This is a genomic window from Kaistella soli (genome assembly GCF_019038595.1).
GTDB lineage: Bacteria > Bacteroidota > Bacteroidia > Flavobacteriales > Weeksellaceae > Kaistella > Kaistella soli.
Genome location: NZ_JAHOPF010000003.1, coordinates 145,193 through 161,654 on the forward strand (window position 1 = coordinate 145,193; position 16,462 = coordinate 161,654).

The 16,462-nt window shown below is 42.6% G+C and carries 3 protein-coding genes; all 3 read left to right on the plus strand.

The features are described 5' to 3' along the window. The first annotated feature begins 1,690 nt into the window (after positions 1-1,690). The 3 genes from KSK37_RS14060 (at position 1,691) to KSK37_RS06520 (ending at position 15,304) form a co-directional block, all read left to right on the plus strand. Positions 1,691-2,167 (plus strand): T9SS type A sorting domain-containing protein, encoded by a 477-nt coding sequence (locus KSK37_RS14060; RefSeq protein WP_246566336.1) that lies wholly within the window; start codon positions 1,691-1,693, stop codon positions 2,165-2,167. A 500-nt stretch (positions 2,168-2,667) separates the two neighbouring features. Continuing rightward, positions 2,668-9,714, plus strand: a complete 7,047-nt coding sequence (locus KSK37_RS06515; protein WP_217200258.1) for a T9SS type A sorting domain-containing protein — start codon at positions 2,668-2,670, stop codon at positions 9,712-9,714. An 805-nt stretch (positions 9,715-10,519) separates the two neighbouring features. Beyond that, on the plus strand, positions 10,520-15,304 hold the full coding sequence (locus tag KSK37_RS06520; RefSeq protein WP_217200260.1) for a T9SS type A sorting domain-containing protein: 4,785 nt from the start codon (positions 10,520-10,522) through the stop codon (positions 15,302-15,304). Positions 15,305-16,462 lie beyond the last annotated feature (1,158 nt).

Below are 16,462 nucleotides of genomic sequence, written 5' to 3' on the forward strand. Positions count from 1 at the left end.
GGTTACTACAGCTAATACTGCGGGAGTGGCGTCGTCTAGTCCAACGGTTTGTATGAATACTGCAATTCCAAATGTGACAATAGCCACCACAGGTGCAACCGGTATTGGTGCTGCAACCGGATTACCGGGAGGAGTTAATGCAGTATGGACGTCCAATACGATTACCATCAGTGGCACTCCAACTTCATCTGGCACATTTAACTACAGTATTCCTTTAACTGGAGGTTGTGGCACCACAAATGCAACCGGTACGATGACGGTTAATGCCCTACCTGCAGCAACCGTATCTGCAGCAAATAATCAAATTTGTTCAAATGAAAATGCTGGTTTTACCATTGCTGGACCGCCAAATGCTTCCGTACAATATCAAATTAACGGAGGAAGTGTGAATACGCTGATCCTCAATGCTAGCGGTCAAGGTGCCGTAACAGTTTCTAATGCCACATCGAACCAAATCTTTACTGTTGTTTCGGTGAGTAATGGAATTTGCTCTGGAACCGGAAATTCGGCAACTGTAACGGTGGGTGAGGATTCTGTGTATACCGGTACATGGAGTAAAGGTCTTCCGAACGGTAACGGTCTGAATGCGGTAATTGCGGGAAATTACAACACGTCGGCAGGAGATATTAAAGCGTGCAGCTGTACTATCCTAAGTGGCGGTTCCCTGACAGTAGGTGCTAATCATTTTCTGGAAGTGGATAATGCTGTTACGAATAACGGTACTCTTATCGTAGAGTCTGACGGGAATCTTATCCAGAATGTTGACAGTCCAAGTCCGGCCAATTCGGGTAATATCACGGTGAAGAGGAATATCAAATTCAGAAATGACAGCCGTCAGGAGTACAATTATCTGATTTCGCCTGTCATCGGACAAAGTTTAAAAACGATTTATCCGGGAGTTCCTACCACAGCAACTTATCCATATGTGCTGTATTATAATGAAGCGAATAATTATTTTTATAATTCTTCAGGAGCCTATATCGCGGGAAGAGGTCTGGCGGTAAAAGAGCCAAGTAAAGCGGATGCGCCGGCTGACAATATGGATGCGGTATTCAACGGTTTACCAGGTAACGGCGTAATCAGTTTCCCATTGGCGCATACCAACAACGTTCAGAACGGGTATAATCTGGTAGGGAATCCCTATCCATCCAATATCGATCTACAGAAATTATATCTTTTGAATGGGGGAGCAACAGCAAGCCCTAAGATAAGCTCGACTTTTCAGTTTTGGGACAACGGAGCCAATAATATATATACGCAGCAGGGAAGCGGTTATAACGGCCGAGCTTATGCGGCGTATAATGCTGTTAATGATACGGGAAATAAAGCAGGATATCTTCTGGACTCTAATCCTGCAAACGCGATCGGAGCCAAGGAGCCCAATAAAACTGCCAAAGTCGGACAGGGCTTTATGGTGAGAGCGACTGGAGGCGGAAATCTAGTTTTCAACAATGACATCAGGAGCAATAATACCGGAGCAGGGTTCTTCAGCAAGGGCACTCAGTCTCCTGCAGACCGATACTGGCTGAAGCTGGTGACTCCTGTGAATGCGGTGAATACTATTGCAGTGGTGTATTTTGCTGGAGGCTCTAATGCATTTGGGATGGACGATTCCGGTATGAACGGGGATTCTTCAGACATGCTGTACAGTCTTGCAGAAGGTAATAAGCTGCAGATCGAAGGCAAGCCCATGTTTGAGGTGAGTGATAAGATTATTCTGGGGTCACGGCATTTTGCTGCAGGGAACTATACCTTTACGCTCGACAAAGCGGAGGGTGTATTCGCAAACGGACAGCACATTTATCTCAAAGACAAACAGACCGGTATTATCACCAATCTGAGCGAGGGAAGTTACACTTTTGCCGCCAACGCAGGCGAAAGCACCGGCAGGTTTGAAATCATCTACCAATCGGAAACCGTTTTAGCTACCGATGGAACTGTGAAAGATGACCTTTTGGTTTACCGTGACGGAGATGATTTTGTTATCGACTCAAAAGGTAAAAAAATTACTCAGGTGGAGGTGTACGATTCAAGCGGAAGACTTAGTTTAAAAACAGAGCCGGGAAGTATGAAAACTGTTATTCCTGCAGTATCGCTGAGTAATGGAGTTTATATCCTTAAAATTAATCAGGCCGGTAAAATAACCAACAGGAAAATCATCAGGTAAATAAAAAACTATTTAAATAAACGGAATCCGTCTCACTAATGAGGCGGATTTTTTATGGGTGGAGGCAGCTGGAGTTCAGAAAATACTTGGTTAATTTTCAAAATAACAGAGAATTGCATAATAATTGATTATTTGTAAAAAAAATGGGTATTTGCATAACAATTAACCCATATATTTGTACCATAAACACAAAATGATGAATATAACGCATAAACCATTGTTTTTCGGATATTCTTCTATTATTCAGTACTTATCAAAATAACTTACCAAAAAGGTGGTGTTTATCAAAGATTCTAAAAAGTCTACTATTTCTGTCATTCTTTTTTGTGTACCAATTTTTAGATTTTATCCGGATCACATTTTCCTGACTTAGTTCCCAAGAATTTGCAGTCAGGAGCTCTCCATCTATACTCCGGAAGGATAGAGGAGACCGGTCGCGAAGTTTTTAGAGCTTTGTTCGGATTCATGTGATCTGAACCACAATTTTAAAATTTTATATCATGATAAAATCTATCTTTACTCACTGCATTCTGTTTTTCGGCTGTCTGTTCATGCTTACGGGATCTCCTCTGAATGCTCAGCAAACTGTTTTTACTGAAAACTTTAATGCGCCGGGAACTCCTCAGAACTCAAATTTTACGGCAACGGGATCCATTGGAACTTCGAACTGGACTGTCGCGCGAAGCGGCGGCGATCTTGGAGCTAAGATAGATGCGGGTATGCTGACCTTGTCCAATGACATCTCAACGGCAGCCAATGTGAACGGATGGGTGGCAGCAAGTACTTCCACTTCAAATTACAACCCGTTATATAAGCCTGTTTTAAGCCAGAACACCGGAGTGGTGTCCTGGAGTTTTAATATGCGTCAGATCCGCGCCAATCCGAGTGGTTTTACCTCCGGAAAATTCGGTGCTGCCTTCATTCTCGCCGGAACTCCGGGGACCACAAACAGTGCAGGAAAAGGCTATGCTATTGTACTGGGACAAGGTACCACGACAGATCCGATCAGGCTTGCGACTTACTCCAACGGTCTGTCCTCCATCGTGCCTAAATTAAGTTCCAAAACACCAGGGTTAAGCGATTTCGGTGCTGAGTATAGCAGTATCCGTGTCGAATATAATCCGGCGGACAACAAATGGTCTTTATTTTTAAGGAAAGATAATACAGCTTCTTTTCTCGATCCTAAAAGCGGAACGTTAGTATTTCAGGACGAAGCGGTCATCACAGACTACGTTAATGAATCACTTGCAATGGCCGGTGCATTCTGGAATGCCGGGACTGCTAAAATTCAGACCTCCTTTTTTGATAATTTCTCGGTAACGGTTCAGACTCCAGAACTCACTGCGCTTCAACCGGATTCTAAAATCGCCAATTCAGGAGCATTTACTTTGACAGTGGATGGGAAAGGTTTTTTACCCACCAGTAAGGTATACTGGAACGGGGCATTAAGAACCACTACCTATGTTTCATCCGTAAGATTAACGGCCGCAATTCCGGCTACTGATATTGCAGCCCCCGCTACAGTACCTATTACTGTTGCCAACGGAACTTTCTTTTCCAATGCGTTAGATTTTATGATTGAACCTTCGGGTGAACCTGCTCTAACATTGTCTGCAACGACGTTAGGAGCGGTTTCTACGGTAACCGGTACCGCTTCTTCGGCTACAAATACCTATACCATCAGCGGTATCAATTTAGTTGGGGCTGCAACAGTAACCGCTCCTACCAATTTTGAAGTCTCTCTGAACGGAAATGTCTATGCCAACACTCTGACTTTGCCCAATACGGGCGGCGGTCTCACTGGTCAGCCCATCACTTTACGGGCCCGGCTTACTGCTGCAGCCTCACCTGGAAATTATTCGGGAAACATCGTACACAGTACGTCAGGAGCGGTAACTAAACAGGTTGCAGTTACCGGACGTGTTCTTGCGACTGAACCAACTTCCGATCCATCAGGAATTAATTTCAGTAATATAACCTCGACCGGTTTCAGTTTGGGCTGGACGAACGGAAACGGAGCGCAGAGAGTAGTACTTATTAAAGAAGTATCAGCTGTAAACTCAATGCCTGCAGACGGAATTACCTATAATGCCAGTGCTGCATTCGGAGCAGGTTCTCAGATCGGAACAGGAAACTTTGTGGTGTATAAAGGGAATGGAAATTCTGTTCAGATTTCAGGTTTAACGCCGGCTAAAGTTTATTATGTTTCGATTATAGAATTTAATGGTGCATCAGGAGTGGAAAATTACCGTTCTTCCGGTTTAACGGGAAGTACAACCACTTTGAACAGTCCCGTTGGTCTGCAGGTTAAAGCGACAAATACCTCTTATAAAATAAACTTTGATGATACCGCTGACGGGGTAAATCTCGATACCTTTCAAGGTTTTGGGATGTCTAAAATTGTGGAGAGCGGGCAACTGGATTCCAATGCCTGGGCTTTTTCAGGCTTTTCCTCCGGAGCGATTCCTTTCGGAGGCAACAGCATTGAAGACAGCAGTTACGAAAACGGACCTTCTGACGGCGGCGAAGAGGATACAGGAATCTACGCTTTTAATGTCGGAACTGCAGCTGCTGCAAACTATACCTTAGGAATTCAGCCCGGCGGTACAGATTTTAACCCGGGTACGGTTACGCTGCAGATCCAGAATCAAACCGGTGCACCAATGACAAGCCTTAATATTGGATATAAAGTCTATGTATATAATGACCAGCCATCTTCGAGCCAGATCCGTTTCAGCTCTTCTTCCACTGCAACCGGAACTTATACGGATCAAGCTATTGTGGATGTAATCTCACCTGCAGCGGCTGATATGGCACCAGGATGGAAAGCGTATTACAGAGTAGTTACTATTCCAACAGGAACTATTGCCAATAATGCTTATTATTATGTCAGATGGTCAGGATCTTTAGCTTCAGGCAGCGGTGCCCAGGATGAATTTGCGATCGATGATATTGAAGTAATTGCATACCCAGCCACAAATCCAACTCCAGCATTAGTGGCCTTTGACGGAGTTGCGGAAGATTTTGTTCTACAGGGAAATGCTGCATTATCAGCTGATTTATCTGTTCAAAGCAGACTTTTATTCAACGGCGGGAAATTAGCCGTCAAAGATAAAACGTTAACCCTAGTGGGTGATGTGGTTAATACTACAGTAAACGGATTAACAGGCGGAGCGGCTGCAAAACTGGTGGTGAGGGGAACCAGAAATCCAGCCTTAAGTTTTGATCAGACCAGTCCCGGAACAACCAATATTTTTGACTCCTTCAATGTAAGTGGCTCCAATGTGAATACCGTGACCGTTAGCAATAATTTTTCGGTCAACAATATTCTCAGAGTTGACGAACTGAAAACTTTAAATTTAGGAACGACAGCATTATCAGGAACACTCAATTCTATTCAGAATAATGGTTTAATTCTTACCCAAAATACTACGGCAACTCCATTTCCGGCTAATAAAACCTGGAACGGTACCGGTATCCTGAATCTAAATGCTGCCGGAGCGCAAACTCTTGTTGCCGGAACATACACCAATTTAAAATTATCGTCTGCGGCCGGAACTACCGCCACCGGGGACCTTACCGTGAACGGAATATTAGATTTACCGGCAGCGAATGCAAGTGCTACCAAGGGAAGTCTGGATATGGGTTTGTTTACCTTAACCATGGGCGGTGACGGTACCAATACCGGTGTTGGTGAGGTGACCGGAATTATAAAAAGAAATTCCTTTGTTAACAACAAGCTGTATACTTTCGGTCATCCCAATTCGTCCATCATTTTCCCGGTTGGAGGGACGCTGCCTACGACGATGAGTGCCAAATTAACCATGGGTATTGCACCCGCATGGCGTCCGACGGCAATTAAACGTTACTATGATATCACACAGAGCGGTGCCGCAGGAACGAAGGCTATTATCAGACAGCACTATTTAGACAGTGAACTGAATGCCGGCAATGTGGAAAACAAACTTGTGTTTTTCGGACATAAAGTTGCAGGAAGTCTTACTTTCGAGCAGGGCAAATCCAGCAACAACAGCACTGATAATTATGTGGAAATCTCCAACGCGAATATTGCCCAGTATTTTACGGGAACACCCGGAGAGGTTTTCATCAGTTTAGACAACACCGCCGATCCGGCAATGGTTACGTGGAACGGCTCTGTAAACACATCATGGACTACGATAGAGAACTGGACGCCTAATCTAAAACCCACCTCTGTGACCAAGGTCATTGTTCCGGTAGTTCCTTCAGGCAATTATCCTACCTTGAATCCATCGGAAGAAATTGCTTCCATAAGTATCGAAGCGGGCGCCACTGTGAACTCTGCTCCTGATTCGCAGCTGATTCTGAATCTCGGCGCCGGTGCATGGCAGAATAACGGAACTTTCAATCCCGGAACCGGAACGAGCAAAATTATCTTTACAAATGCTGATGCTACCGTAGCTGGCAATACTACCTTTAATAACGTGGAAATTGTCCCGGGTGCTTCGCTAAGAGCTCTGGAAGGAAATTATATGGGGATTGCCGGATCACTTGTGAATAAGGGAACCATGTTTACCACCTTGATTCCAAATACAATTGAATTTAAAGGCACTGGTCAAACTATTCCTGCGCCGGGAGGTGCAGCATTTGGCGGCTACCATCATTTAATTGTTTCGGGTACCGGTGCTGTTATCGCCCCAACAATCACCACTTTGAATATAAGAGGAGATCTGACACTGAACCAACCTGTCAGTTTTGCCGGAAAAACCATAAATTTAGCAGGTGTCTCTCAGCAGGCCATCGGCGGAACTGCTGCCATCGTTTTTGATAATTTAACCGTTAATAAGGACACCGAAGACGTTGTTTTAGCTCAGGATATTACTGTTGGAGGTACTCTTACCCTGAGTTCGGGTAATATCATCATCGGCAGTAAAAATTTAACCCTTGGCGCAAATCCGGTTGCCGGATCTTTTGATACTCACCATATGATTGTTGCGGATGGAGCCGGTTTGGTAAAAAGACCGTTCGCTGCCACAGGAAGCTATTTATTCCCTGTCGGAGAGCTGACCGGCGCTGCCAGCTATTCGCCTGTAACGGTAAATGTGACTTCGGGGACTTTCTCCGGTGCTTTTGTCGGGGTGAATGTCATCCATTCAAAACATCCAAATAATAACACGATACGAAATTACCTGAGAAAATATTGGAATGTGCAGCAAACCGGTATTACAGGCGCTGTTGCCACCATTACTGCACAGTATGAGACTGTCGATGTTGTAGGTGCAGAACCAGAAACCGCCGCGGCACAGCTGAACGGAGTTTTTAACGTCAGTACAAACCCGTGGGTTAAATTTGGTGCGCTGTCAGGCAATACCCTTGTAGCGACTAACGCAGTCCTGACAGCAGGACAGATTTCTGCATTCACAGGATTAAGGGCGGGAGAGATCAGTATTGAGGTGCATGGGTATGGAGAATTCTGCAGCGGATCTGCGCATACCATGAATGCAGTGATTTCAGGTGGCGATGCGCCTTATAGTTATGAGTGGTCCAACGGGCTGGCGAACGCTGCCGCAGTTTCGGTTCCGACAGCTACGGCAGGAACCACCAATTATACCCTTACGGTTCGCGATGCCAATGGTTTTTCTGCCACGGATTCGGATATTCCGGTTGTGATTCTGCCTGCTTCAGTTGGAGGTACAATTGATGTCAAAACCCAGCAGATCTGCAGCGGGAATCTGGCGGCGGACCTTCATCTTAACGGAAGTGTAGGAAAAATTCTGCACTGGCAGAAATCGCTGACCGCGGATTTTGCAACTTCTGAAAACCTTCCGAATTTTACCACTACTTTAACCGGAGCTGAAATGGGACTTTTAACACAAACCACTTATTTCAGGGCAGTACTTCAGAACGGAAGCTGTGAAGAATCAGTTTCGGATACTGCCACCGTTGTTATAAGAAGCACCGTATGGGATGGGTCTGGATGGAGTGCCGGAGCGCCGGATGCTTTGACTTCCGCCATTTTTACGGGAAATTATACCACCACTGCTGCGACTGACATTACCGCCTGCACATGTGAAGTAAGAAGCGGAGCTGTACTGACGATAGGTGCCGATTCACATATCACTGTTCAGAACAGTATCGTTAATCAGGGCAGTATCATTGTGGAAAGCGATGGTAGTTTAATTCAGATTAATGATGACTCGATAAACTCAGGAGCTGTTTTAGTGAAGCGTGATCTTAGTTTTAGAAATAATGACAGAAAAGAATATAATTATCTTATTTCACCGGTAGAAAATTCCAATCTTAAAACGGACCTCTACCGAAAAGCCGACGGAACTCCTGTTATTGCTCCGTTCGTTCTTTATCACAATGAAGCAAACAGCAAGTTTTATAATTCAAGCGGTGCTTATATTCCCGGAAGAGCACTGGCGGTAAAAGAACCTGCGTATAGTTCCGGTGCATTGGCGACTGCGTTTTTCACAGGAAAACCGGTGAATGGTAAAACCGCGTATAATCTGGCCTATTCAGGTGCTTTGTTGGGTTATAATTTAGTGGGCAACCCTTATCCTTCCAATATCGATTTAAATTTGCTGTATGCAGATAACAGTGCAGCAATTGAATCTACATTCAGATTTTGGGATAACACCGTAAATGAAATTTACGAGCAGCAGGGCACTGCTTATCAAGGTAATGCCTATGCAATTTACAATGCTGCTGCAGGAGCTGCTGGTACAGGAATACCGGCACCCGGCTTAGGACAGGGCGCTGCCGGAAGCAGTAAAATACCCAATAAAATAACAAAAGTAGGGCAGGGCTTTATGGTCAAATCACTGGGAGCCAATAAAGTTTTGAACTATTCCAATCATATAAGACTGGCTGATAACACGGGTGCTTTCTTCTATGGTAAAGAAAGGAAGGATGACCGGTATTGGCTTCAGATGACTGCGCCGTCCGGAATCACTTCCACCCTTGCGGTGGTTTACTTTGATGGCGGAAATAAGCTTTTTGGGACCGAAGACTCCAAAATACTGGATAACTCAGATGTGATTTACAGTAAGGCAGGAGAAGAGAAAGTTTCTATCAATGGAAGCAGTAATTTTGTAAATACTGATGTGGTTGCATTGGGAATGAAAGGCTTTGCAGCAGGGCAATACAGGATTTCCTTAAGGGAAAGAGAAGGTGTTTTTGCGAACGGCCAGTCTATTTATTTAAAAGATAAATATACCGGGGCAATCACGAATCTGAGCGAAGGAGGTTATGTTTTCAATGCAGGTGCCGGCGAAAGCACAGGCAGATTCGAAATCCTTTATCAGCCGGAAGCAGTTTTGGCTGCGGATCATTCTGTAAGAGAGGAACTGGCGGTTTACCGTGACGGAAGGGACTTTGTAGTGAAAGCGAAAAATGCCAATATTACCGACCTGGAGTTATATGATATGGCGGGACGACTCATTTATAAAATACTCCCTAACAGTAAGAAAGCGATAATTAATGCCGAGCTGCTCAGCAACGGTGCGTATCTTCTGAAAATCCACCAGAACGGGCATGTCACCGCCAGGAAAATTATAAAATAATATGTTACTCATTATTAATAATGATCCCAAATCTTTCAGAAGATTTGGGATTTTTATCAGCAAACGTTAGTTTTTTGCAAAAAAAGCAAAGTGCAGATTTGTTGTATGATAAACAATTCTCAATAGTATGTGGCATGCTCCTAATCGCGGCTTTTGCTGTTGATTAAAATATCGCCGGATTTGCAAGTAGTTAACAGACATTCTGTTAGATTAAGGAAATCGGAGCAAACGCCCTATATTCTCTCGATGAGACATTTAGCTATTCGTAAAAATAGTCGTGTTATTCAATGCATATTATGTTAAATATTTTTTCGGATTTAACATACTTCGTAAAATTTACGTTAAAAAATTATGAATAATATATTTGTATATCAAATATTATTATTAATTTTGCTCCCTGAAATTAACAGGGTAACTAAGTCTATCTGCTATAATTATTAAAGGGGTTTTTTAATTAAGCATGCTAATATAAACTTTACATCTTTCTGTTATTTTCTTTAGTTTAAGAAAATAGTCACGGTAATCGTGACGGGTTAAAAAACAAGTGTAAGACAATATATTACACTTCAAAACACATTATGATGAAACAAAATTACTTTCCCTCCAAGGGGCAGGCTATCTGCTGTATTTCCAAAACTTCTCAATCAAAGATTTTTCACTCTTCCATCTTCAGGATCAAACCTTACTAAAAAGGAATATTGACCTGCGATAGCTCCATTACTGTTATTGGGGATATTGCCTGTGCAGTCTGCACACCTTTACTAATCTTCATAAGTCTGCAAATTTCTTTTAAACCTACATTGAAATGATAAAAAAATATTTTTTGGTAAAAAGTTCTGTTCTGTTGTTTTTATTTTTAAGCTGCCTGTTTTTTGGGCAAACCAATACCTGGACTGGTACTGCGGATTCCAACTGGAATAATGCAGCCAACTGGACCGGAAATAAAGTACCTCTTGCTGCTGATGCTGTCATCATTCCTAAAGTGGCTAATAATCCAATAGTATCCGTAAATAACACTTGTGCATCAATTACTTTTACGGGCACAGCTGCAACACTCACAGTGAATTCGGGTATTACGCTTACTGTCACTGGAGATGTTAAGCTCAATTCATTACAAGATAGAGATTCTGAGGCAGAAATTTCAGGATCAGGAACGATAAATACTTTAACCGTCACTGTAGGAACACAGGAGAATATAAAATCTGACGGCGTTTATACGTCTAAATTAAATTCTACTATTTACAACTTAAATGTAAGCGGGAATATTAATATATGGTCGAACGCTCATAATAAAAATAGAAGAAATGATGCTGCATTTTATTTCCAAAGTGGAACAATAAATTTACTTGGAAAAATAGAGACAAGTAATGATGACGGGAATATTTCAACTTTTAGTATGGCATCTGCTGCTCCATCTGGTATTTTATTACTGAGAAATGCTAATGCATTTAATTTGTCGGCAACAGGAACAAATGTGATTAATTTAAATGGAACAGGCAGTACTGTGAATTACAATGGTGCGGATCAGAATGTCCATAACACGGCTTATAATAATCTTATTTTTTCGGGTAGTGGGGTGAAGTCAACTTCAAATACAACATCTGTTGCAGGTAATTTATCCATCAGCAATGGAGTGAAAGCAAGTGTTGCTGATGGAACGATTATCAATGCTGGAAGTTTAACCTTAGGGGTTTATAAGAAAATAGACGGAAAATGGGGTTCTACCTCTTCGGCTGCAACTTACAAAGATAATGGCTTCTTTGAGCTGACAAAAGGAATCGTTAATGTTACCAATGATACAAGACCCACACCGGTTTTTTCAAATTTAGCCGCTAGTCAAAGTATTTGTTTTGGGACTCCTACAACAACATTGAGCGGAACCGTAAGTGGAGGGGGAGTTTATCCTTTACCCAATGAAACGGTTTATGTCAAAATTAATGGGGTAACACAAAATGCGACTGTAACCGGAAATGCAGGCGCATTCACGGTCACTTTTAATACAGCAACATTGCCTTCAAATGCAACACCTTATATTATTACCTATGCTTTTGCAAATGCAACAACAAATGTTAATTTTAAAGCGGCAACTGATACGGGTACAACTATTTTGGTAAATAAAACTCCTGTAGGCGGTGGTGTTTATAGCGGGAATACACCAATTTGTTTGAACGGGTCTACTGGAAATATGACTTTAGGGGGTGGTTATGTTGGAACCGTTTTAAGATGGGAGAAAAGATTAAATAACGCTGCTACTTGGACTGCTATTAATAATACAACCACAGTTTATTCAGAAAATCCTTCGGTCTCCGGTACTTGGGAGTATCGTGCTGTGGTAGGAAGTGGAAATTGTCCGGAGGTTGCCTCGCAGCCGTTTAGTGTGGTGGTTAATCCGTCATTATCTATTACAGTTGCGGGAAATACTTCTGTTACGCAGTTTGCTACAGTGGTACAGGTTCCTTATTCGTCAAACAACGGAACAGAATATGATATTGTGTTTGACAATGCAGCGTTGTCAGCAGGATTTACCAATGCCAACGGAAATATTTCCGGAAATTCAGGATCGCTTGGGATAAATGTACCTTACTGTATTGGTGTTGGGAGCTACCAGGCTTACGTAAGGGTCAGGACATCCTATCCGGTTTGTGCAAGCGAATATTATGCATTTACGATAACGGTAAAACCCATCACTGGACCTTCAGTGGTGCAGTCAGATCAGACAGTATGTACGGGTAACCTGCCAAACGATTTGACCTTAAGTAATAATACGGAAGGTGTGATAAAATGGCAGAGATCTTTAAATCCTGATTTTTCTAATCCACAGGATATCACTGTTATATCAGTAACTTTACCTGGTTCTACTATTGGAGTTTTAACCCAAGACACCTATTTCCGTGCTATTTATAAATACGGAGGTTGCGGTAAAATTATTTCAAATGCAGTACTAATAAAAGTGGTTTCTGCCGCAGCAGCTCCAACAATTGTTACGACATCGGCCACTTGTTCTAGTGCAGGTTCCGCTAGAATTCAAGATTACGCCTCAGGCAATAATTATTTATTTTCTCCAAGTGGACCTTCGGTAGTTGCAGGTGGAGTTATCACCGGTATGGTTTTCGGGACAAATTACACGGTAACCTTAAATAACGGAAATTGTAGCTCAGCAGCTAGTTCTCCTTTCTCTATTGCAGCGCAACTGACTACCCCCTTACCCCCCACAGTAACCACGACATTTGCAACCTGCTCCTCACCGGGAACGGCTAAATTAACCCCTTATATAGCTACTAATACGTATGTATTTTCACCAGTGGGTCCGAGGGTAGGTACAGGAGGAGTAATTTCCAATTTAGCAGCGGGGACCAATTATACGGTGACCACTAATAACGGAAATTGTACCTCACCGCCAAGTTCTCCTTTTAAAGTGGAGGCACAATTAACCGGAATAACTGCAAGTGTAAATATTAGCGCTACAGTAACAACCATCTGTGCCGGAACAAGCGTTACTTTTACGGCAACACCAACCAATGGCGGAACAGCACCTCGTTATCAATGGCAGTTAAACGGTGTGAATATCACGGAAGCAACTTCTGCAACTTACACCACCAGTACTTTAAATAACGGTGATAAAGTAACGGCTTTACTGATATCAAATGCAACACCATGTTTGGTTGGTACTTCCGCAACATCCAATACCATTATCGTTACAGTAAAACCTTCGCCAACCGTTTCCGTCACGGGCAATAACCGAATCTGCAAAAACACCGATGCAGTATTTAATCTGGCAGGAACACCGGGTGCAACAATTACTTACAATGTGAACGGTATCAATCCAACTATTGTTGTATTAGACGGTAGCGGCAAAGCAGTGGTAACAATTTCTTCTGCTAATTCAAATCAAACGCTTAATATCGTTTCTGTTTCTAATGGCAGCTGTACCAATTCAGCCAGCTCATCGGCAACCATAACGGTTGGTGAGGATTCTGTATATCCCGGAAGTGGTCCCGATGGATGGAGTAAAGGTCGTCCCGACGGCAACGGTCTGAATGGGGTAATCGCCGGAAATTACAATACCTCGGCAGGAGATATTAAAGCGTGCAGCTGTACCGTCCTGAGTGGCGGTTCCCTAACGGTGGGTTCCGGTCATTTTCTGGAAGTGGATAATGCCGTTACCAATAACGGTACCCTTACCATAGAGTCCGACGGAAATCTTATCCAGGTCAATAATACAGCTGTAAACACAGGAAATATCCTGGTGAAACGCAATATGACCTTCAGGAGCAACGAAAGAAAGGAATATAATTATTTAATATCCCCGGTGGAAGATGCCAACGTAAAAACGGAGATGTACCGAAAAGCAGACGGTACCGCGGTGGTTGCGCCTTTTGCGCTGTATCACAACGAGGCCAATAACTTCTTTTATACCTCAAGCGGAGCCTATATCAAAGGTCGCGCACTCGCGGTAAAGGAGCCTGCTTATACTTCAGGGGCAGAACCTGTCGCATTTTTCAAAGGAAAACCCTTCAACGGAACCATTGACTATCCTTTGGCTTTCTCTGGGGCGAACCTGGGGTATAATCTCATCGGAAATCCTTATCCGTCCAATTTAGATTTAAAGCTTTTCTATCAAAATAATGCAACGGAAATTGAATCGACTTTCAGATTCTGGGACAACAGTGTCAATGATGTATATGTGCAACAGGGATCCACGTACAGCGGCAATGCGTATGCGGTATTTAACAGTGTGGCGGGGAGTCGCGGGACAGGATTGGCTGCTTCCGGAACATCAACTGCCGTGGGCGGTAAAAAAATGCCGAACCAGTTCGCAAAAACCGGTCAGGGATTTATGGTAAAAGCTCTGGGAACCGGTAAGGTCTTAAAGTTCTCAAACGGACTAAGAACGCATGAGAGTACAGGTTCGGTGTTTTTTGGAAAAGAAACTGTTGATGACCGTTTTTATCTGGGACTGAAGGCGCCTTCCGGCATTATTTCTTCAGCGGCGATTGTGTATTTTGAGGGTGGTAACTCCTCTTTTGCTGCCGACGATTCGCGGGTGATCAGCAGTTCAGATGCGGTTTACACTTTTGCAGAGAACGAAAAAGTAGCGATCAATGGCCGCAGTTCGTTTATGAACACCGATAAAATAAATTTAGGAAGCAGCCATTTTGCCGCCGGAAATTATACTTTCGCCCTGGGTGAGAAAGAAGGTGTTTTTGCAAACGGGCAGAGTATTTACCTCAAAGATAAGCAGACCGGTATCATTACCAACCTGTCTGAGGGGGCCTATACCTTTGCTGCAAATGCGGGAGAAAGCACAGGAAGATTTGAAATCCTTTATCAGCCGGAAGCTGTTTTGGCTACCGATGGAGCCGTAAAAGATGACCTTGTGGTTTACCGTGACGGAGATGATTTTGTTATCACCTCAAAAGATAAAAAAATTACTCAGGTGGAGGTTTACGATTCAAGCGGAAGGCTTAGTTTAAAAACAGAGCCGGGAAGCATGAAAACTGTTATTCCTGCAGTTTCACTGAGTAATGGAGTGTATATCCTTAAAATTAATCAGGCCGGTAAAATAACCAACAGAAAAATTATCAGATAATAAATGTTATTTTAAATTTATCACATCCCAAATCTCTCCGGAGGTTTGGGATTTTTTTAAATCCTTAATATTGAGTAATAAATATAAAAATAGGGATCGTGAATTCAGGATAAGTAAATCGGAAAAATAAGGTAAAAAATTCTTAATTTTGACGAACAATAGTCGGGTGACCTGTTGAGTATATTATTGCTTTCAATCGGTTATGATATTTTATTTTTTCGCGAATTTCATATTTCTTATCTCCCGATCAGTTTCATTGAAAGTAAACCGTCGATGATGGATGTTCTGTCATCAGGACTTCACCAGACGTCTTATAAAGACGTGGATTGGTTCGGGGCATCTCCAATTAAAAACCAATATAAAAGCATTGTTTCTCCAATACTTTATTGGACTTATATTAGACTTATATTGGAGCTATATTGGAGCTATATTGGATCTGTGATGAAGCAAACCGGGAGGTGATGGGAAGGAGCTTGACAGGTGACCAGAGCGTGACACGTCCTGAAATAGCTATACAGGTTAATAATTAATCCTGAAATTACTGTACAGGATAAGGTTTGATAAAGGAGTCTGACCAAAAATCTCGACCATCATCTAAAAAAAACTACAGAAACAGGAGTGTCATGTTATGTCCGCGCAGACTTCCTGTACCGATGAAGTCGATCGGGAACTTACTGAAACAGCAAGATAATTTTCGAAACCCTTATCTGGACGTGTGCAAGTTTTTGGAATCTCTAATTCCCTCTTTGAAATCGCTGGCTGGTCGGTCAATTTCCCTGACCGAAATTATGCCATTAAGAAACTTAATTAAATAAAAACATATATTTTCTGAGTATTATGTAATATTTTTATATTTCATTGCTTTTGATGGTTAAATATTATTTAAAACAGGTGTTTTAGCGGTATATATTTCTATGGAATTTTATAATTTTGAGCAAGTTTCTTTACTTGTAATTGGTGAGGAAATAAAAAACACAACGATGAAAACCTCCAAGATCGATCTGGCAATGGCAATTTTACTTGCTTTTCTAAGCCGTTTTTCCCGTCTCAGGCGCTCTTGATCACGGAACTGCGATACAGACACAGATTTTAACAACCTCTTCGTTCTGAATGCTGCACTCTTTAATTGCCCTTAATACATTATCCGTGTATGTCATG